The organism is Variovorax multivorans (assembly GCF_051216835.1).
GTDB lineage: Bacteria > Pseudomonadota > Gammaproteobacteria > Burkholderiales > Burkholderiaceae_C > Variovorax.
Genome location: NZ_JBPJZL010000004.1, coordinates 372,088 through 391,233, shown reverse-complemented (window position 1 = coordinate 391,233; position 19,146 = coordinate 372,088). Strand labels below are relative to the sequence as shown.

General features: G+C 64.6%; 15 protein-coding genes. 6 read left to right on the top strand and 9 right to left on the bottom strand.

The genetic code is table 11. The features are described from left to right. Window positions 1-44: 44 nt before the first annotated feature. Genes ACSFCA_RS12105 through ACSFCA_RS12095 form a run of 3 tightly spaced genes read right to left on the bottom strand, consistent with a single transcriptional unit; the run spans window position 45 to window position 5,748 of the window. Window positions 45-3,167: an efflux RND transporter permease subunit gene (locus tag ACSFCA_RS12105; RefSeq protein ID WP_435459673.1), complete on the bottom strand. Its 3,123-nt coding sequence runs from the start codon at window positions 3,165-3,167 to the stop codon at window positions 45-47. Then, complete coding sequence (locus tag ACSFCA_RS12100; protein WP_435459672.1) at window positions 3,164-4,291, bottom strand: efflux RND transporter periplasmic adaptor subunit; 1,128 nt, start codon at window positions 4,289-4,291, stop codon at window positions 3,164-3,166. Before ACSFCA_RS12100 ends, ACSFCA_RS12105 begins: the two co-directional genes overlap by 4 nt. 8 nt (window positions 4,292-4,299) lie before the next feature. Continuing rightward, window positions 4,300-5,748 (bottom strand): efflux transporter outer membrane subunit, encoded by a 1,449-nt coding sequence (locus tag ACSFCA_RS12095; protein WP_435459671.1) that lies wholly within the window; start codon window positions 5,746-5,748, stop codon window positions 4,300-4,302. Window positions 5,749-5,890: 142 nt separating this feature from the next. On the opposite strand from ACSFCA_RS12095, the gene ACSFCA_RS12090 reads away from it, so the two are divergent. Continuing rightward, window positions 5,891-6,586, top strand: a complete 696-nt coding sequence (locus ACSFCA_RS12090) for a response regulator transcription factor (protein ID WP_093176767.1) — start codon at window positions 5,891-5,893, stop codon at window positions 6,584-6,586. 26 nt (window positions 6,587-6,612) lie between these two features. Continuing rightward, the gene (locus ACSFCA_RS12085; RefSeq protein ID WP_258349725.1) at window positions 6,613-7,662 is read left to right on the top strand and encodes a HAMP domain-containing sensor histidine kinase; all 1,050 of its coding nucleotides are present in this window, start codon (window positions 6,613-6,615) and stop codon (window positions 7,660-7,662) included. Window positions 7,663-7,777: 115 nt separating this feature from the next. Here the strand turns inward: ACSFCA_RS12085 and ACSFCA_RS12080 are convergent, their stop codons facing one another. Continuing rightward, the gene (locus ACSFCA_RS12080) at window positions 7,778-10,069 is read right to left on the bottom strand and encodes a LamG-like jellyroll fold domain-containing protein (RefSeq protein WP_435459670.1); all 2,292 of its coding nucleotides are present in this window, start codon (window positions 10,067-10,069) and stop codon (window positions 7,778-7,780) included. Window positions 10,070-10,492: 423 nt separating this feature from the next. Between ACSFCA_RS12080 and ACSFCA_RS12075 the strand changes: the two genes are divergently transcribed. Together ACSFCA_RS12075 and ACSFCA_RS12070 are read left to right on the top strand one after the other, a co-directional pair. Next, on the top strand, window positions 10,493-10,930 hold the full coding sequence (locus ACSFCA_RS12075) for a nucleotide-binding domain containing protein (RefSeq protein ID WP_435459669.1): 438 nt from the start codon (window positions 10,493-10,495) through the stop codon (window positions 10,928-10,930). 169 nt (window positions 10,931-11,099) lie between these two features. Next, window positions 11,100-11,336, top strand: a complete 237-nt coding sequence (locus tag ACSFCA_RS12070; protein ID WP_435476765.1) for a hypothetical protein — start codon at window positions 11,100-11,102, stop codon at window positions 11,334-11,336. A 31-nt stretch (window positions 11,337-11,367) separates the two neighbouring features. Here ACSFCA_RS12070 and ACSFCA_RS12065 read toward each other — a convergent pair whose 3' ends face one another. Genes ACSFCA_RS12065 through araD form a run of 4 tightly spaced genes read right to left on the bottom strand, consistent with a single transcriptional unit; the run spans window position 11,368 to window position 15,999 of the window. Beyond that, a complete protein-coding gene (locus ACSFCA_RS12065; protein WP_435459667.1) occupies window positions 11,368-12,474 on the bottom strand; it encodes an SMP-30/gluconolactonase/LRE family protein in 1,107 nt (368 codons plus the stop codon). A 31-nt stretch (window positions 12,475-12,505) separates the two neighbouring features. Further along, window positions 12,506-13,486, bottom strand: a complete 981-nt coding sequence (locus ACSFCA_RS12060) for a Bug family tripartite tricarboxylate transporter substrate binding protein (protein WP_435459666.1) — start codon at window positions 13,484-13,486, stop codon at window positions 12,506-12,508. A 31-nt stretch (window positions 13,487-13,517) separates the two neighbouring features. Then, window positions 13,518-14,228 carry a ribonuclease activity regulator RraA gene (locus ACSFCA_RS12055; protein ID WP_435459665.1) on the bottom strand — a complete coding sequence of 237 codons (711 nt, stop codon included), beginning with the start codon at window positions 14,226-14,228 and terminating at the stop codon, window positions 13,518-13,520. A gap of 43 nt (window positions 14,229-14,271) precedes the next feature. Beyond that, window positions 14,272-15,999 (bottom strand): L-arabinonate dehydratase, encoded by a 1,728-nt coding sequence (araD, locus tag ACSFCA_RS12050; RefSeq protein ID WP_435459664.1) that lies wholly within the window; start codon window positions 15,997-15,999, stop codon window positions 14,272-14,274. 107 nt (window positions 16,000-16,106) lie between these two features. Here araD and ACSFCA_RS12045 point away from each other — a divergent pair, with 107 nt between their 5' ends. Further along, on the top strand, window positions 16,107-16,796 hold the full coding sequence (locus tag ACSFCA_RS12045) for a GntR family transcriptional regulator (protein ID WP_435459663.1): 690 nt from the start codon (window positions 16,107-16,109) through the stop codon (window positions 16,794-16,796). Between the two features lie 71 nt (window positions 16,797-16,867). Here ACSFCA_RS12045 and ACSFCA_RS12040 read toward each other — a convergent pair whose 3' ends face one another. Beyond that, window positions 16,868-17,635: a GntR family transcriptional regulator gene (locus ACSFCA_RS12040; protein WP_435476761.1), complete on the bottom strand. Its 768-nt coding sequence runs from the start codon at window positions 17,633-17,635 to the stop codon at window positions 16,868-16,870. Between the two features lie 103 nt (window positions 17,636-17,738). Between ACSFCA_RS12040 and ACSFCA_RS12035 the strand changes: the two genes are divergently transcribed. Further along, window positions 17,739-19,121 (top strand): class-II fumarase/aspartase family protein, encoded by a 1,383-nt coding sequence (locus tag ACSFCA_RS12035; RefSeq protein WP_435459661.1) that lies wholly within the window; start codon window positions 17,739-17,741, stop codon window positions 19,119-19,121. Window positions 19,122-19,146 lie beyond the last annotated feature (25 nt).

The following is a 19,146-nucleotide window of genomic DNA, read 5'->3' as shown; positions in this document are numbered from 1 at the left end:
CCTCGGGCTGGTTTGAAAGGTTGATCAGCGGACCTGCGCGGTCTTCATTCGGCCGCCTGCAGGGCCTGCTCGGGCGCAGCGCGTGTGGCGCTCCTGCGTGACACGAGGCCACGCCCCCACTGCAAGAGGTCGTCGACGTAAGTGAAGATCACCGGCACGACCAGCAAGCTCAGCGCGGTGGACGTCAGCAGACCTCCGATCACGACGATCGCCATCGGCTGGCGAAAACTGGGCTCCGCACCCAGCCCCAGTGCGTTGGGCAGCATGCCGGCGCCCATTGCGATGGTCGTCATCACGATCGGGCGAGCGCGCTTGTGGCAGGCATCGATCAGCGCGTCGAACCGGCCCATGCCTCGGTCGCGGCGCGCCACGATGGCGTACTCGACGAGCAGGATCGAATTCTTCGTGACGATGCCCATCAGCATCAGAACGCCGATCACCACAGACATCGAAAATGCCTGGTGCGTGAGCCATAGCGCGAACATGGCGCCGCCCATCGCCAGCGGCAAGGCACTGAGGATGGTGCCGGGTTGCAGGAAGTCATGGAACAGCAGCACCAGCACCGCATAGATGCAGAAGATCCCGATCGCCATCGCGACGCCGAAGCTCTGGAACAGTTCGGACATGCGCTGCAATTCGCCTTGTTCCACCTGGTGCACGCCAGCCGGCAAAGACTTCAGTGCGGGCAACGCCACAGCTTCGCGCTGCACCTCGCCGATCGTGCGTCCGTTCAACTCGACACTGAGCGTCACGTTGCGCGAGCGATCCAGTCGGTCGATCTGCGACGGGCCACTGCCCATCACGATCTCGGCCACCGAGCCCAGGTCCACGTTGCCGCCGCTGCCCTTGACTCGCAGCTGCGCGATGGCATCGAGGTTGCCGCGCACCGACGGATCCATGAGCACGCGGATCGCGATCTGGCGCTCCGGCAGGTTGAGTTTGGGCAGCGAGTTCGAATAGTCGCCGTAGGTGGCCAGGCGCACTGCGTCGGCCAGCGCTTCCGACGTGACACCCAGCGCAGCTGCACGAGCGGTGTCGGGGTGCACCTGGATCTCCGGGCGCTGCAACGAAGCGCTGGAGGTCACGTTGCCGATGCCCTTGAGCGTGCGCAGTTGCGACTCTGCCTGCGCCGCCGCGCTGGCAAGGATCTGCGGATCGTCACTCGCCAGCGTGATGTCCAGCGACTCTCCGTTGGCGCCGGCCCCGACTGTGATACGGGCGCCGGGAAGCGCTCGCAGCATCTCGCGCATCTTGGCCTCGACACCCGATTGCTTGAGTTTTCGCTCGCCACGCGGCACCAGATCGACGGTGAGCGTGGCACTGGTCACCTCGGTCGAGGCGTTGGCGCTCATGCCGCCACCGCTCGTGGCCGTGCCGACCGAGGCAAATACGCCTTTCACCTCGGGCAGTGTGCGCAGCATCTGCGACGCACGTTGGCTGGTCGCCGCGGTGTCCTGCAAGGTGCTGCCCGGCGCGAGCTTGATCGTCAGGGTGCTCTGCGCCTTGTCCTGCGCCGGGATGAAGGCGGTCGGAATGAAGGGGATGATGAGCAGTGCCAAGCCAAAGAAGGCCATGGCGGCCAGCACCGTGGCCTTGCGCCGCGACAGGCTGGCTCGGACCCAGCCGAGATAGCGGGTCATGGTCGGACCGTCGGTCGAGATCTCGTGATGCCCCGGCGTCTTCGGCTTGAGCAGATAGGCCGCCATCATCGGCGTCAAAAGCCGCGCCACCAGCAGCGAGGCCAGAACCGCCACCGAGGCGGTCACGCCGAACTGCCGGAAGAACTTGCCGGGGATGCCTCCCATGAAAGCCGTGGGCAGGAAGACCGCGACAAGTGCGAAGGTAGTGGCGATCACGGCCAATCCGATCTCGTCGGCCGCCTCCATTGCCGCTTGATACGGCGTCTTTCCCATCAGCAGGTGGCGTTCGATGTTCTCGATCTCGACAATCGCGTCATCCACCAGGATGCCGACCACCAGCGACAGCGACAGCAGCGTGATGACGTTGAGCGAATAGCCCGCCAGCGCCATGAAGCCGAAGGCCGGAATGATGGACAGCGGCAGTGCGGTGGCCGAGATGAGCGTGGCGCGCCAGTCGCGCAGGAACCACCACACCACCAGGATCGCCAGGAATGCACCTTCGTACAGCAGGTGCATCGAGCCTGTGTAGTTGTCCTCGATCGGCGTCACCGTATTCGAGGCCTCGGTGATGCTCGCCTCGGTGATGCTCGCCTCGGGGTGCGCCTTGGAGAAGCGCTCGATGGCGCTGCGCGCGGCCTCGGCCACGCCCACGTCGGAATAGCCGCGCGAACGCGTGACCTGGAAGCCGATCACCGGCCGGCCATCACGAAAGGCCATGGTCGTGCGGTCGGCATGGATGTCGCTGACCCGCGCGATCTGGTCCAGCCGCACGTAGAGTCCATTCGAGATCGGCACGGTGATCGCGGCAATCTCCTCGGCCGTGCCGGCGGTGACGATGGTGCGCGTGGACTGCTTCTGCCCGCCCACGGCCCCCTCACCGCCCGAGCTTTCTTTCTGCACCGCCTTGAGCTGCGTGGAAACGTCGGACGGCGTCACGCCCAGGCCCGCCATCAGCGTGGGATCGAGGTCCACGTGGACCTCCCGATCAATGCCGCCAACGCGCTCGACCTTCGCGACGCCCTTGACGGCCAGCAACGCCTTGGTCACCGTGTTGTCGACGAGCCAGGACAGATCCTGGTCGTCGAGCTTGGTCGATTCGACGGTGTAGGTCAGCAACGCCGAGCTTGCCGAGGTCTGCTTCGAGACCGTGGGCGAAGCCATGCTGGCAGGCAGATCGGCGCGCGCGCTGTCCACCGCGTTGCGGACCTCGCTCAGCGCTTCTTCGCTGTTCTTGTCGATCTCGAAGCTGACGCTGATGCTCACCGTGCCATCGGTGATCTTGGTGGTGATGTGGTCCAGCCGCGTCAGGGAAGCCAGCTTGTCCTCGATCTTGCGCGCCACCTCGGTCTCCAGCTGCGATGGCGCAGTGCCTTCGAGCGTGGCCGAGACCTGGATGGTCGGCAAATCCGTGTCGGGAAAATCCTGGATCTGCAGGCTCCTGAAGCCAATCAGACCCAAGGCCGTGAGGAGGATGAACAGCAGAACAGAGGGAACCGGATTGCGGATCGACCAGGAGGAAAAGTTCACTGCGAGCCCCCTGTCTGCGCTTTGGCTGCGCCGGCCACCGTGACCTGTACGCCCTCCGACAGGAAAGCGCCTCCGCCGGCAACGACGCGCGCATCGCCGGAGAGCCCGGACAGCACCTCGATGCGGTCGCCCTGGCGACGTCCGGTGGCGACCGGATGGCTGCTCACCTTGTCACCGCTGCCGACCACGTACACATACGAGCGGCCGTCGCGCATCACGATCGCCGACTGCGGCAGCGTGAGCGCGGATTTGGCGTCGAGTTCCAGCGTGCCGTTGGCGAACATGCCCGAGCGCGACGCACTGGCGGCGGGCAGGCTCGCGTAGACCGTGCCACGGCCAGTGGTGGTGCTCAGCGTCGGGCCCACCAGCCGGACCTTGCCCTCCACCTGCTCGCCACTGGGCAATGTGACCCGTGCGATCTGACCCACACGCACGAGAGCAACCTGCCGGGCATCGAGCTCCGGGCGCCATTCGACCTTGGCCTGCCGCACCAGGCGGAACAGCTCCGCGCCCGCACTGACCACATTGCCCAGCACCGCCGACTTCGAGGAAACGATGCCGTCGTCGGCAGCGACGATGCGCGTCTGGATGAGCTTGAGCTTGCTGCTGTCGAGCTCGGCCTGCGCGGAAGCGAGCGAAGCGCGCGAGGTGGCCTCGGTGATCCGGTACTCCTCGATCTTCTGCGCCGACAGCGCGCCGCTGCTTTCGGCGATCTTCGCGCGCCGCGTGTTGGAGACAGCCTGGTCGAGCGAGGCGCGGGCCTGTGCGACAGCAGCCTCCTGCTTGCGCACTTCGGCTTTGACGGTCGCGTCCGCCAGCCGCGCAAGAAGCTGGCCGCGCTTGACGCTCGCCCCCACATCCACCAGCAGTTCAGCGATGCGCAGGCCACCGGTCTCGGGGCTGACGATGACCTCCTGCCAGGCCGAGACCGGCCCACTCGCCTGCAGTGTCTGCGGCCAATTCTGCGTCTGGGGCGCGACCACCTCGACCGTCAGCACGCTGGGGGCCCGGGCGTCGGCACCGGGCACGCGGGCGTCCCCGGCCGGGCGGGCCAGCCAGGCGACGAGCCCCAGCCCGAGCACCACGGCGAGTGCCGCAGTCCCGATAAAGAACTTTCGATTCACGGTAAACCTCATTGATTGTTTGTCTGCTGCGGCGGCAACGCGGGCGAATCGGGCTGCCAGCCGCCGCCCAACGCCTTGTAGAGAGCGATCCAGTACTGGACGCGGTTGCGCTGCAGCGCGATCTCATCGACCTGGGCGGACAGCGCCGAGCGCCGCGCCTCTTCCAACGTGAGCAGGCTTGCGCCGCCGGCACGCCAGTTCACCTCCGTCGCTTCGAAGTAGCGGCGATATTCCTGCGCCGCCTGCCCGGCCTGGTCTGCGCGTCGAGCCGTGCTGTCCAGGCGGACCAGCGCCTGCTCGATCTCCTTCACGGCGTCGCGCACACTTTGCCGGTAGTCGGCCAGCGCCGACCTGTAGCTCGCTTGCGCGCTGTCCACTGCCGCGCGGCGCTTGCCGGCGTCGAAGATCGGAATCGACAGCGACGGGCCCAGGGACCAAGTGGTGACCGACGAAGAGAGGTTGGAGGCCGAGACCGTGATCGATCCAGTCAGCGAAAGGCTCGGGTACAGATCCGCCACTGCGGCGCCAATCTCGGCGCTCGAAGCCGCGAGCTCCCGCTCGCTCGAGGCCAGGTCGGGTCGCTGGCGCAGGGCCTGAGCGGGCACGCTCGGAACTGCCAGCGCGGCCGGCTGCGGCACCTGTGCGCCAGCGTGCGCCATCAGGGCTCGCAGCGCGGCCTCATCGAAGCCAGTGAGATTGACGAGCGACTTCACCAGCAGTTCGCATTCGGCGCGCTGCGACAGCAGCGTGGACGTGGTGCTCGCCAGGCTGGCTCGCGCGAGCGCGCCATCGGAAGGCGCAGTGAACCCGGCGCGCACCGCAACGGCGGTGGCCTTCTCGGTCTCGGTCATCGAGGCCAATTCGCGCTCATAAGCCTGGGTCAGCAGACCGCAGGCGCGGTACTGCACATAGGTGTCGGCCACCTCGGCCGCCAGCGAGACCCGTGCGTCATGCCAATCGTCCACGCGCGCATCGATGCGCGCCTGCGCCGCCTGCGCATTGCGACGCACCTTGCCGAACAGATCCAGTTCCCAGGAGGCATCGAGGTCGGCGCTGCGGCTGGTGGCAAGCACTGGCGCGCCGCCTTCGGTCGTCTGCTGCCTTGCGCGCGATAGCGAACCGCTGCCGCTCAGGCTGGGCAGGCCGCCCGCTCGCGTCGTGGTCAGTGTTGCGCGCGCCTTCTCGATCTTCGTCCAGGCTTTGTCCAGACTCGGACTGTCGGTTTCCGCCTGCACGATCAGCCGGCCAAGGACCGGGTCGTCGAACTGGCGCCACCAGTCGACCATCGCGCTGACACTGCCATCGTGCGGCACCACCGCCTGCCAGGTCGACGCCGCCGAAGGCGTCAGGGGGTGATATTCCGGACCGGCCGCACAGCCGGCCAGCATGACGCCAAGAGCGAAGAGCGCCAGTGTGCGCACCCGCCTTCGGGGAGAGAGAATTTGAGAAGCATGCATAGGGTTCTTCGTTCGAACCCATCGTAGGAAGAGCCTCTGTTGGATGCGGTTCGGGAGAGTTAAGCTGGGTAAAAAATGGCCGTGGTTCGCCATCGACGCAGCATCTGATGCCAAACTGTTGTCTCTTGCCCAGAACCAAGCCATGCACCGAGTCCTGCTGATCGACGACGACGTCGAACTCACCACCATGCTGTCCCAGTACCTGGGGTACGAGGGCTTTGATGTTCGCGCCGTGCACGATGGCGGCACCGGTGCTGGCGAGGCAGCCACCAACCTCTATTCCATCGTGGTGCTGGACATCATGATGCCGCGTCTGTCCGGCATCGAGGTGCTTCGGCGCATCCGGGAGCGCAGCGCAGTGCCCGTCCTCATGCTGACTGCCCGCGGAGACAATGTCGACAAGATCGTCGGGCTGAACATGGGCGCCGACGACTACGTGTCAAAGCCATGCACGCCGGCCGAGCTGGTTGCGCGCATACGCGCAATTTTGCGGCGCACGGAAACAAGAGCTGCCGCCGAGCCATCGTCCGCGCCGCGCGTGCTCAAGGCGGGAGAACTTGTGTTGTGGCCCGGCAGCCGCCGGGCGACGTGGCACGGCGAGCCACTCGAACTCACGGGTACGGAATTCAGCCTGCTGGAGGTGCTTGCAAGCCATGTGGGCAAGCTCGTCAGCAAGCAGGACATTTCGCTGCAAGCCTTCGACCGTTCGCTCGTACGTTTTGACCGTCGTATCGATGTGCACATCAGCGCCATCAGGCAGAAGCTCGGGACCCGCTCGGACGGCCAATCCTGGATTCAGAGCGTGCGCGGCTTGGGCTACCAGTTGCTGGAGGGCTGATGCCACTCAGGCCAACAGTCGGAAGGTTGTTCTGGAAGCTCTTGCTTGCCTTGTCGCTGAGCATGATCCTGTCGATGCTCGGCACTGCCGCCTACCTGACGTTCACCAACCACCCATTCCCTCCGCCGCAGCCGGACGGCATGCCGTCCCTTGGCTACACGCCCATCGTCCCGCTGCTTTCCGGGCTCATTGCCATACTGGTGATCGGCCTCGCGCTTTCCTGGTACCTGTCTCGCCCGCTGCGCCATTTGCGTTGGGCGCTTCACCGCGTTGCTCAGGGTCATCTCGACACCCGCATATCACCGCTGATGGGGCGCCGGCGCGATGAGATCGCCGATCTGGCGCGGGACGTCGACCGGATGGCCGAACAGTTGCAACTGGTCGTGGAATCGCGACGTGTTCTGCTGCACGACATCTCTCATGAACTGCGTTCCCCGTTGACTCGAATTCAAGCCGCCATCGGTCTGTCACGACAAGATCCCGAGCTGACCGAGGCCATGCTTCTTCGCATCAAGAACGAAAGCGAGCGACTTGATGGCCTGATCGAGGAGTTGCTCACACTGCATCGCCTGGAGGCTGGTGCGTCTGTCGCGCCACTTGAGCGGGTGGATCTGATCGAGCTGCTGGACGACATCACGGAAGATGCCGACTTCGAAGCCCGCGCCACGGGTCGCCGCGTGAGCACCGATGCTCACGGAAGTTTCGTCGTTGAAGTGCATGGCGAGTTGATCTATCGCGCTTTCGAGAACGTCATCCGCAACGCCGTCAAGTACAGCCCGCCGTGCGGCATCGTGGAAGTCAATGTGCAGGTCGATTCGCAGACAGGTGCTCTCGTCATCGCGGTGGCTGACCGCGGCCCGGGCGTGTCGCCCTCGTTGTTGGAAAAGATTTTTGAGCCCTTCTTCCGTGCCGAAGAAGGCGAGCAGGTGCACGGCGTGGGCCTCGGCCTGGCCATTGCTCGTCGCGCGATGCAGATGCACAACGGAAGCGTCACGGCATCGCCGCGCGAAGGCGGAGGCCTTTTGGTGAAGCTGATCTTGCCCTCTCCCCAAGGAGCGTCCGCCCCCTTCGAGTGAGGCAGGTGTCACGCGACTCTGCGGTGCCCGCATGGCCATGAAGCTTCGCCGGATGGATGGCACCTCTACATAACTTGTGTCGGCCAAACGGCGGCACGCGGCCCCGGCGGTCAGATCAGGTTGCCCTGGCCGTCAGCCACTTGTCGGAAGTCAGGGGTACGCCGACGATGCGGATTTCGCCAATGCTTCCCAAGAAGCCGGTCGACATGTTCCCGGCCCACTGACCGCAGCCGATGGCAATTTGCTCGGTGGGGCTCACGTATTGAATGCCCTGCATGTTCGTGTTGTTCCGCAGGACGGGCGCTCCTTCCACGTACATGGTGGTCGCATACGACGCGGACGGGTCGTTCACGATGGCAATGTGCAGCCACTGGCCGGCCGACACGCCTCCAGACCAGCAGGTCAGATTGGTCGCCTGGTTCACGGGGACGATTTCCCACTGGAATTCCATCAGGTTTGAAAAGGCGAACATCAGTGCGCAATCGCCCTCGCCCGATCCGAAACCAGGCAGCTGCGACCGCGCGCCCAGGCGGTACAGGATGCCCATCCATCCATTCGTCGTCGCATCGAAACCTGGATCGATATTGACGAATGCCTCGATGGTGTAGCCCGAGGGGAAGGTTTCCACGTTCAGCGCCGAATTCTGGTCGGTGGTGAAGTAGGAAGATCTGGTCTTCGTGGCATTCAGGAAACGCAGGCTTCCGGGCGCGGCCGACAGCGGATGATGGCTTGTCGACCACACCAGATCACCGGGCGAGCCCATCCACGTGTTCACCGAAATCGGGTTCTTTCCTCCAGCCGAACTGTCCTGGATTTGCTGCCCGGGCTGATAGGGAAAAAGATCCCCGTCGGCTGCCGACGCATTGAAGAAACGCCAGTGCGCCAGCGTGCTGCCGACCTTCGGGTAGTCCTCGGTGCTCGACGGAAGACTTGCGGCTTTCTGCGGCGGCTGGCTGTAGTTCGTCAGAATGATTTTCTTGGCCGCGTCTGTCAGGCCGGAGTCCGACGAACCGTCCGCAACGGTGAAGTTCGGATTGAAGGAAGCAAACCTCCGGACAAAATCCAGGTCCAGCGAGAAGGACTGGTTCGAGTCGGACAGCCAGGCGGCGTCGAACTCGTTGAGCGTGGCCGCCGGCTTCAGGGGAACCCATGGAGAGAACGAGCTGGCAATGATCTTCTTGTTGGTGAGATCGAACTCGAACATCCGCATGAGACCGTTGCCGCCCATGTAGGCCATCTGGTAGTCCACCACCATCAGGTAGACATCATTGCCGCGGGAATTCTTCTTCGTGCTCGTGCAGGAGCCGTGGTAATGGCCGCTGACCGCCATGAAGACCTGGTCGTTGTCCTTGATGAGCTTGTCCCACATGTAATTCGAATAGGCGGTATCGGCTGCGGTCTTCCCGTCGCTGCCGATACCGACCAACTGGTGATTCACCAGGATGACGGGGAGCGTCTTGTTCGCCTGGATGACCTGGTTGGCCCAGGCGATTGCATCGTCAGATGCTCGCCACGACATCGACAGCACAAGGAACTTGTTTCCTTCGGCTTCGAAGACGTGATATTCGTGGAAACCGGAAGCGTGCCTTCCGCCGAATGTTGCCTGCCTCTTCGCGCGCTCCGCGGGGAACACCTGCAAGTAGGGCTCGAACAGGCCCACGCGATGACTGCCGCCGTCCTGGTAGCCGTCGTTGTTGGCGAATCCGGTGACGCCGACTCCCCAATCCGGGCCCCATTGCATATCGGAGCCGATGGCTCCTACGTCATGATTTCCCGCGCAGATTGAATAAGGGCATTGGGCCGCCTCGAGCACCTGCATTGCCTGGCTTGCAAGCTCCCATTCCTTCGTGACCTGGCCATTTCCGAGTTGGCCATTGCCAACGAGATCGGTCGAGGCGCTCCAGGGGGTCGATTTTTCCGATGTGTAATACCAGGACTGGTCAACGATATCGCCAAGATGGATGGTGAATGGCATTTTCAGCAGCTTGGCGTTTTGCGCAATCCATTGCGTTTGGGTTTTGAATGGATTGTCGTATTTCGGATCTATTCCCGAATACAGTTTTTGATAGAGCTCGCCCATTTTTTCCGATGCATACCTGGGATAGAACTGGGTATCAGGAAGCACGGAAATGGTGAAGCTTGATATCTTTTGAGCGGCGGTGCCAGGACTGGCTGGGGGCGACGAATTGCCCGGCGACGCACCTGCCGATGTCCCGTTCCCTCCTGTTGCCGGAAAGGCCGTGGCGCCCGCGCCATTGCCGCCGCCGCCGCACCCGGGCAGCGCGATTGCCATGCCGGTAACCGAGCCGGCCAACATGAGCTTCAGCAGTTCCCGGCGCCTGTTTTCCGGAACGGAAGCCAATTGATCGAGGCCGGCATTTTCTTCAGAAGAGTAATTTTCAGTCATGGCATAAAAGTCAGGAACGCATCGAAGCTCTTCCGCGGAATTGCGAACGACTTCGAAAAGCGGAACTTTATTTGCCAAATATGATGTTTTCGTGAATTAATTACCATGCAAAATGAACGAATTCACGAGTCATTGACTCAATTTTCCGTGAAATCGATCTCGGCAATTAACCCGCCAATTGCCGGCAGGAATTAATTCTGACCTGAGCCTGACTCGACAGCCCGGCTTGATCGCGCTCACCGACCATTCATGGTCGATGCATCACTCAAACAAGTGCAGCTCCCGCAGGGTCCGGAGACCGGTCGCAATACTCGATCAGCAGTTCGGTGAGGACCCGTATCTTCCGTGCGGGATGCTGACCTGGCGGTCGGATGACATATGCACCTGCGGCGGGTGGTGGATGACGCGTCATGACCGGCACGAGTGCCCCGGAGGCCACATGTTCATTCAGGAATCGCGCAGCGGGACGCAGCCGCGCTGGAACGGCATGCCCAAGAAATCGCGAACGGACTCGTCAGCGGCCGCAACGTGCTGGCCTGCACCCGCCCCCTCAAGCCGCTGCCGCTCGACAGAGGCATCGATCCCCAAGCCTTGGCGCGCGCTGGCGGCGATCTGCTCGCCAGAGTGCTGGCAATGGTGCCATTGCAACGCGTGGGCATCGCCGGAGGTGACACCTCGAGTCATGCAGTGCAGGCGCTCAACGCCTGGGGGCTTTCCTACGTGGCAGACATGGGCGCCGGCACCTCGTTGTGTCGCCTGCACAGCGACGACGCCGCGCTCGACGGGTTGGAAATCATGCTCAAGGGTGGCCAGATGGGCTCGGACGACGTGTTCGAGCGTCTGGTGCGCGGCTCCGCCTAGACCTGACTCCCGGCGTCCGATGGGCTGTCGCTTTGCGCATCCTATAAATGCGGGATCCCGAAGAAGCTCTCTTCAGGTCAACTGCGCCTTCGGGAAGTTTGACGGAAGCGAAGCAATGCCTAGGCCCCCCATTCACAACGCAACGATCACCTTGAAGCTGCCATCCGACATGGAGACCAACGCCGAGATCAGGGCGTTGCGCGCCGCCGGCATACCGGTCGACGCGCTCGGCAACGCGGAGCGGGGCTTTCTCTTCGTGCGCTTCAGCGACGGATGGAGAAACCGCGCCAACATCTTCCGATGGTTCGCCGGTGACATCGGACAAGACCCTCGCAACAGCGGCATCAAGCCGGGTCCCCGGCGGCGCAGAGCGGCATTCTCAAGCTGCATGCCCAATCATCGCTAGACGCCCACCCGCCGATTGCTGCGGGCGCGCCTCAGACGGCGCCGTGGGCTTCGACGTAGAGCGCATAGAGCGAATGGCTGCTCGCCATGTAGAGGCGATTGCGCTTCGGGCCTCCGAATTCGAGATTCGGGCAGCGTTCGGGCAGGCGGATGAAGCCGATGGGCTTGCCCTGCGAATTGAAGATCTTCACGCCGTCCATCTCTTCCGACTTGCCTGTCGGCAGGTAGGCCTTCATGCCACCACCGATGTCGGTGGGCTCGGATGCAATCGCGCCCGAGTAACCCCAGCCGCACCAGAGATTGCCGTCGCGGTCAACGCGAAAGCCGTCGAGGGAACCCGGCCCGTCGGCGTCGATCAGCTTGGTCTTGTTCGAAACGCCTGTGCCGTCCGGTGATACGTCGTAGCTCCAGATGCTGCGGTTTGGCGTTCCCTTCCATTCGACGACGTAGAGCTTCTTCTCGTCGGGCGAGAACGCCAGGCCATTCGGATTGACGAGATCGGTGATCACCGCGGTGAGCTTGCCGTCCTTCGCGATGCGGTACACGTTGGTCGTCGCCTGCTCCGGCACGGCCTTGAAACCTTCCCACTCGCCATTGATGCCGAAGGTGGGGTCGGTGAACCAGACGGTGTCGTCCGACTTGACGACGACGTCATTCGGCGCGTTGAGGCGTCTGCCTTCGTAGTTGTCGGCCAGCACCGTCATGCGCCCGTCCTTCTCGGTGCGGACCACGCGCCGCGTCACCGAGTGCTCGCAGGTGATCAGCCGCCCCTGGCGGTCGCGGGTGTTGCCATTGGCGTAGTTGGCGTTGGTCTTGTGCACGGTGAACCTGCCGGTCTTCTCGTCGTACTTCATCAACCGGTTGTTCGGGATGTCGCTCAGGAGCAGGTAGCCGTGCTCCGGGAAGTAGACCGGACCCTCGGCCCAACGCATGCCGGTACCGAGTTGCTCCACCGTGCTGCTGTAGATCCGGTACTTGGCGAAGCTCGGGTCGAGGATCATCACGGACGGATCGGGGTAGCGCTGGTTGGGCTTGAAATCGAAGGCTTGCGCGCCGGCCAGGCCGCTGAGCGCGGCGGCACCGGCGCCCGCAGCCGTCCTGAGCAACTGGCGTCGTCGATGGTTGATTTCGTTCTGCATCAGAGAGGTCTCCTCATGTGGTTGCGAAAACTCAATCGGCCACCGCGCCCGACTTCTTCACCAGCTCGGCCCAGCGCGGAATTTCCTTGGCCATGAAGTCGCGCAGTTCTTCGGGCGTGCTGCCCACGATCTCCATCGCCAGCTGGTCCGAGAGCTTGGCCTGCACGTCTGGCTGCCTGAGCGCCTTCACGATCTCGGCATTGAGGCGCTGCACGATCGGCCTGGGCGTGCCTTTGGGCGCATACACCGCCTGCCACGACGACATCTCGAAGCCGGGAATGCCCGACTCGATCATGGTCGGCAGCTCGGGCACCAGCGCGATGCGCTTGCCGGTGGTCACGGCCAGCAGCTTGAGCTTGCCGCTCTTGACCAGTGGCAGCGCGGCTGTCACCTGGTCGAACATGAAGGGCACCTGCCCTGCGGCCACGTCGGTCAGGGCCGGCGGCGTGCCCTTGTACGGCACGTGGGTGAGCTTCACGCCGATGAGGTCGGCGAACATCTCTCCGGCCAGGTGAGTGGAGGTGCCGGCACCGGAAGAGGCAAAGGTGCGCTTGCTCTCGTCCTTCTTCAGCAGGGCCACCAGTTCGGCCACTGAGCTCACGCCGAGTTGGCTGTTGACGATGAGCACGTTGGGCAGGCGCGCGACCAGCGAGACCGGCTCGAAGTCCTTCATCGGGTCGTAGGTCAGCTTCTTGTAGAGGCTGGCGTTGATGGCGTGCGTGCTGATGGTCCCGCCGAAGAGCGTGTAGCCGTCGGGTGCGGCCCTGGCCACGTAGGCGGCGCCGATGCCGCCGGCCTGCCCGGGCTTGTTGTCGACCACCACCGATTGCTTGAGACTCTCGCCCAGCTTCTGGGCCAGCGTGCGGCCCACGATGTCGGTGGAGCCGCCGGGGGTGAAAGGCACGACGTAGACGATGGGCTTGGCAGCCGGCCATTCGGGGGTCTGGGCCAATGCGACAACGGGGGCGAGCGCAGCCGAAAGCAGCGCCGCGGCGAGGCGGATGAAACGCATGTCTTGTCTCCTTGAATTCTTATCGATGGGCTCAGCGGCCCTTGGCCTGGCGCCAGGTTGCGAAGTCAGTGCGGCTTTGCTCTTCAGTGGGCGGATAAAGGCCGAGGATGGAACGGCCTTCGAGCACCTTTTCCTGCACGAAGTCTTCGAAGACCGTCATCTCGGTCGCTTCGGCCGCGACCTCGTCGGCCATATGGGCCGGGATGACGATCACACCTTCCGCATCGCCCACGATCACGTCGCCCGGAAACACCGGTGCATCGCCGCAGCCGATGGGCACGTTGATGTCGATGGCCTGGTGCAGCGTGAGGTTGGTCGGCGCGCTGGGGCGATGGTGGTAGGCCGCAAAGCCGAGCTTCGCGATGTCGGGGCTGTCGCGGAAGCCGCCGTCGGTCACCACGCCGGCCACGCCGCGCTTCATCAGCCGCGTGACCAGGATGCCGCCGGCCGAGGCGGCGCGCGCATCTTTGCGGCTGTCGATGACCAGCACGCCGCCTTCGGGGCACTGCTCCACCGCCTTGCGCTGCGGATGGTCGCGGTCGAGGAAGACGCTGATCGGGTTCAGGTCTTCGCGCGCCGGCATGTAGCGCAGCGTGAAGGCCTCGCCCACCATGTTGGGCAGGCCCGAGTTGAGCGGCCGCACGTCCTGGATGAACTGGTTGCGCAGGCCGCGCTTGAACAGGGCCGTGCACAGGGTGGCGGTGCTCACCTTCATGAGCTGCTCGCGGGTGGCGGGATTCACGTGTCGTCTCCGTTCTCGAAATGAATTGGGGCTGGAAGGCCGATCAGAAGATGTCGGGCTCCGGCACCGGCTTGCCGAAGCTGGTCTCCAGGAAGTCGAAGTCGCAGCCTTCGTTGGCCTGCTTGATGTGGCGGCCGAACATCCATCCATAGCCGCGCTCGTAGCGCGGCGGCGGCGGCGTCCACCGGGCCTTGCGGCGGGTGAGTTCCTCGTCGCTGATGTCGAGGTGGATGCGCCGCGCCGGCACGTCCACGGTGATGCGGTCACCGGTCTGCACCAGCGCGAGCGGCCCGCCGATGGCTGCCTCGGGCGAACAGTGCAGCAGGCAGCCGCCGTAGCTGGTGCCGCTCATGCGTGCATCGGACAGGCGCAGCATGTCTTTCACGCCCTGCTTCAGCAGCTTGGTCGGAATCGGCAACATGCCCCACTCCGGCATGCCGGCGCCGCGCGGGCCGGCGTTGCGCAGCACGAGGATGTCGTCGCCCGTCACGTCCAGCTCGGGGTCTTCCACAGCCTTCTTGAGCGCGGGGTAGTCGTCGAACACCAGCGCACGGCCGGTGTGCTGCAGCAGATGCGGTGCGCAGGCGCTGGGCTTGATCACCACGCCGTCGGGCGCAAGGTTGCCCCGCAGCACGGCCAGCGCGCCTTCGGCATAGATGGGGTTGGCGAGCGGCCGGATGACGTCGTCGTCGTAGACCTCGGCGCCTTCGATGTTCTCGCCGAGCGTGTGGCCATTGACGGTGCGCGCGTCAGTCCGCAGGTGGCCGCGGATGCGCTCCAGCATCGCCGGCAGGCCGCCAGCGTAGAAGAAGTCTTCCATCAGGTAGGTTTCGCCGCTGGGCCGGATGTTGGCGATGACGGGCACGCGGCGGCTGAAGGCATCGAAGTCGTCCAGGCTCACCGCGTGGCCGGCGCGGCGTGACATCGCGATCAGGTGCACGACGGCATTGGTGCTGCAGCCCATGGCCATCGCGCAGGCGATGCCGTTCTCGAAGTTGGCGCGCGTGAGCATCTTCGCGGGCGTGAGGTCTTCCCACACCATCTCGACGATGCGGCGGCCGCAGTCGGCGCTCATGCGGATGTGGTTGGCGTCCGCCGCTGGAATGCTGGAGGCACCCGGCAAGCTCAGCCCCACCGCCTCGGCAATGCCCATCATGGTGGCGGCCGTTCCCATGGTCATGCAGGTGCCGTGGCTGCGGGCGATGCCGGCCTCCATCTCGGCCCAGGCCTGCTCGCCCAACCGGCCGGCGCGGCGCTCGTCCCAGTACTTGAAGGCATCGGAGCCTGAGCCCAGCACCTTGCCCTTCCAGTTGCCACGCAGCATGGGGCCGGCCGGCAGGTAGATGAAAGGAATGTCCATGCTGAGCGCGCCCATCACGAGGCCGGGCGTGGTCTTGTCGCAGCCTCCCATCAGCACCGCGCCGTCTATCGGGTGGCTGCGCAGCAGCTCCTCCGTTTCCATCGCGAGGAAGTTGCGGTAGAGCATGGTGGTGGGCTTGACCATGCTTTCCGAAAGCGAAATGGCCGGGAGCTCGAGCGGGAATCCACCCGCCTGCAGCACGCCGCGCTTGACGTCTTCCACGCGTTGCTTGAAGTGCGCGTGGCACTGGTTGGCGTCGCTCCAGGTGTTGACGATGGCGATCACGGGCTTGCCCATCCAGTCGGCATAGCTGTAGCCCATCTGCAGCACGCGCGAGCGATGGCCGAAGGAGCGGAAGTCGTCGGGCGCGAACCAGCGGGCGCTGCGAAGGGATTCGTAGGGGCGTTTCATCAGGGTTGTCTCCAGGGCGCGCTGCACCATGAGTGCCGCCTTGCCTATCGCAAGCCGGGAATTAAAACATTAATATATCAGTCGGGTCAATGACACAATCGACAGCGATGAGTGCCCCTCCCAAGATTCGACTCGACCGTACCCGCCTGGCCGCGCCCCAGGTGCTGGAAAAACTGCGCGAGGCCATCCTCTCGCTGGAACTCGCGCCCGGTACCGTGCTGGTGCGGCAAGAGCTGGCCGACCGCTTCGGCGTGAGCCAGACGCCGGTACGCGAGGCGCTGCTGCGTCTGAGCGAAGAAGCACTGGTGGATGTGTTTCCGCAGCACGCGACGCTGGTCAGCCGCATCGACATCGCGGCGGCGCGCGAAGCCCACTTCCTGCGGCGGTCCATCGAGCTGGAGCTGGTGCACCAGTTGGCACAGCAGGAGTCCCCTGGGCTGGTCGAGCAGATGAAAGGCGTCATCGCCCAGCAGGCGGCGCTTGCAACGTCGCAGCGCTACGGTGACTTCGTCAACGCCGATCGGGCGTTCCATCGCCTGATGTACGAAGCCGGCGGCGTGCTGGGCCTTTGGGATCTTGTGGGCCGCGTATCCGGACACGTCGACCGGCTGCGCCGCCTGCACTTGCCTACCGCAGGCAAGACCGAGGCGATCCTGCGCGACCACCGAGCCATCGTGCGCGCCATCGAGGCACAGGACCCGGCCGCCGCCCAGGCCGCGCTTCGCAAGCATCTGTCAGGCACGCTCAGCGCGGTGAGCGAGATCTGTCGGCAGTACCCCGACTACGTGCTCGCCTGAACCTTCGGACGCTCGACTTCGGCGAGGCCCCTCCCCCGTTCAGAAGTCGAACCGCAACGCGCTGGATGCGACTACGGCTCGGATCTGTGCAATCGCATCGACACCGAGAACCGGTCGGCCGGATGGACCGACACGGACACTTCGAAGGTCTGCCCGTCCGCATCCATGTAGCGCCGCACGATCTTCAGCGCAGCCGCATCTTGCTCGATGCGCAGGGCCTTCGCCATCGCTGCGTCCCTGACGGTGTCGGCCCGTACATCCTGGTGGATTTCGGCGATCTGCCGGCCGTAGCGCTCGGCGATCAGTGAGCTGACGAGGGTGTCGGGCGACTCCTGGACGAGCGCCCCGATTTCCGAATACGCGGGGTCGACATACACATCGGTCCATCCGATGGGGTCGCTCTCTCCATTGCCGTCCAGGCGCAGGCTCGAGATACGCAGCCAGCGCACACCGGGCGCACACCCCAGGTCCTTCGCCACCGCGGCAGCAACGGCAACCTCTTCGATCGATTGCACCTGCCGCAAGTGCTCGGTGCCGAACTGCACCAGATCGTCCACCGACGCGAGCGAGGGACGAAAGGTGTCGCGCGGCCTGGTCGCCTCGACGCGCGTTCCCACGTTCTTGCGGCGCGACACGAGGCCCAGGCGCTGAAGCTCGGCCAACGCTGCCCGCACGGTGTGCCGACTGGTCTTGTAGTGCTCGCAGAGTTCGAGCTCGGTCGGAAGCAGCGAGCCGACGACGAAATGACCGCTCGTGATGGCGTCGGTCAGGTGGCGCGAGATGTCGCGGTGATGAGGCTTGGATGACGAAGACATGTTGCCCTCAAGGATCGCATTCATGGCGTCGAGGGTAAACCCCGACTCGGCAAATATGTTCGGACATATTAAAGTTGGATATGTCCGAACATATCTGCATTCGCAGCTTCCACCTTCAACGGCTCCCATGAACACCACCCGCACCTCGATTCCGATGGCCAGTACCGTCGTCGACTCCATCCTGTTCCGCGATGCGTTCGGCACGCAGAAGATGCGGCAGCTCTTCTCGGACGGCGCGTTGATCCAGCGCTACATCGATGCCGAGATCGCGCTCGCCAGGGCCGAGGCGCGCGTCGGCGTGATTCCGGTTGAGGCGGCCGAGGTGATCGCGCGCGAATCGAAACTCGAACGCATCGACTTCGAGCACATGCGCGAGGAAACCGACATCGTCGGCTACCCCATCCTGCCGCTGGTGCATCAGCTGGTCGAGATGTGCGGCGAGGCGGGCCACTACGTGCATTGGGGCGCGACCACGCAGGACATCATGGACACCGCCGTGGCGCTCCAGGTGCGCGACGCGCTCAACAGCATCGACGAGGACATCCGCGAACTGCGAGGCATCCTGGCATCGCTCGCGAAAAAGCACCGCGACACGCCGATGGCCGGCCGCACCCACCTGCAGCAGGCGCTGCCCGTGACCTTCGGCTACAAGGTCGCGATCTGGCTGGCCATGTTCGACAGGCACCAGCAGCGCATCGCCGAGCTTCGGCCGCGCGTGGCGGTGGTCGAGTTCGCCGGTGCCGCGGGCACGCTCGCCTCGCTCGGCGACAAGGGCTTCGAAGTGCAGAAGGCGATGGCCGAGGAACTGAAGCTGGGCGTGCCCGCCACCACCTGGCACGTGGCGCGCGACGGCTTCGCGGAGGCTGTGAACCTGCTTGCGCTCGTCACGGGCTCGCTGGGCAAGATCGCACTCGACATCATGATCATGGCGTCGACAGAGTTCGCCGAGGTGTACGAACCCTTCGTCAAGGGGCGCGGTGCATCGAGCACGATGCCGCAGAAGCGCAACCCGATCTCCAGCGAGCTGATGCTGGCGGCCTCCAAGGCGGTGCGGCAGCACGCCGGGCTGATGGTCGATGCCATGGTGCAGGACTTCGAGCGCGCCACGGGCCCCTGGCATGCCGAATGGATCGCCATCCCCGAGAGCTTCATCCTGACTTCGGGCGCCTTGCATCAGGCCAAGTTCGCGCTGGGCGGCCTGATCGTGGACGAGGCACGCATGAAGCACAACCTGGGCATCAGCCGCGGCCTGATCGTGGCCGAGGCCGTGATGATGGGCATGGCCCCGCACATCGGCCGCCAGCAGGCGCACGACGTGGTCTACGACGCCTGCCGCGCCGTCAACGAGAACGGCGGCACGCTGGCCGAAGCCCTGTCCGCGCTGCCCGAGGTCACGAAGCACTTCGACCGCGCGGCCATCGATCGCATGACCGATCCGGCCAACTATCTCGGCCTCGCGCCGCAGATGGTGGACCGCGCCATCGCGCTGTCCGCCGAAGTCGCCGCCTGAGCCGCGACCCATCACCAACCCCGAG

Excerpts from the sequence above, each read along its gene's own strand:
- ACSFCA_RS12095 (WP_435459671.1), bottom strand. The coding sequence starts at position 5,748 with ATGCATGCTTCTCAAATTCTCTCTCCCCGAAGGCGGGTGCGCACACTG.
- ACSFCA_RS12090 (WP_093176767.1), top strand. The coding sequence starts at position 5,891 with ATGCACCGAGTCCTGCTGATCGACGACGACGTCGAACTCACCACCATG.
- ACSFCA_RS12080 (WP_435459670.1), bottom strand. The coding sequence starts at position 10,069 with ATGACTGAAAATTACTCTTCTGAAGAAAATGCCGGCCTCGATCAATTG.
- ACSFCA_RS12070 (WP_435476765.1), top strand. The coding sequence starts at position 11,100 with ATGGAGACCAACGCCGAGATCAGGGCGTTGCGCGCCGCCGGCATACCG.
- ACSFCA_RS12065 (WP_435459667.1), bottom strand. The coding sequence starts at position 12,474 with ATGCAGAACGAAATCAACCATCGACGACGCCAGTTGCTCAGGACGGCT.
- ACSFCA_RS12060 (WP_435459666.1), bottom strand. The coding sequence starts at position 13,486 with ATGCGTTTCATCCGCCTCGCCGCGGCGCTGCTTTCGGCTGCGCTCGCC.
- araD (WP_435459664.1), bottom strand. The coding sequence starts at position 15,999 with ATGAAACGCCCCTACGAATCCCTTCGCAGCGCCCGCTGGTTCGCGCCC.
- ACSFCA_RS12045 (WP_435459663.1), top strand. The coding sequence starts at position 16,107 with ATGAGTGCCCCTCCCAAGATTCGACTCGACCGTACCCGCCTGGCCGCG.
- ACSFCA_RS12040 (WP_435476761.1), bottom strand. The coding sequence starts at position 17,635 with ATGAATGCGATCCTTGAGGGCAACATGTCTTCGTCATCCAAGCCTCAT.
- ACSFCA_RS12035 (WP_435459661.1), top strand. The coding sequence starts at position 17,739 with ATGAACACCACCCGCACCTCGATTCCGATGGCCAGTACCGTCGTCGAC.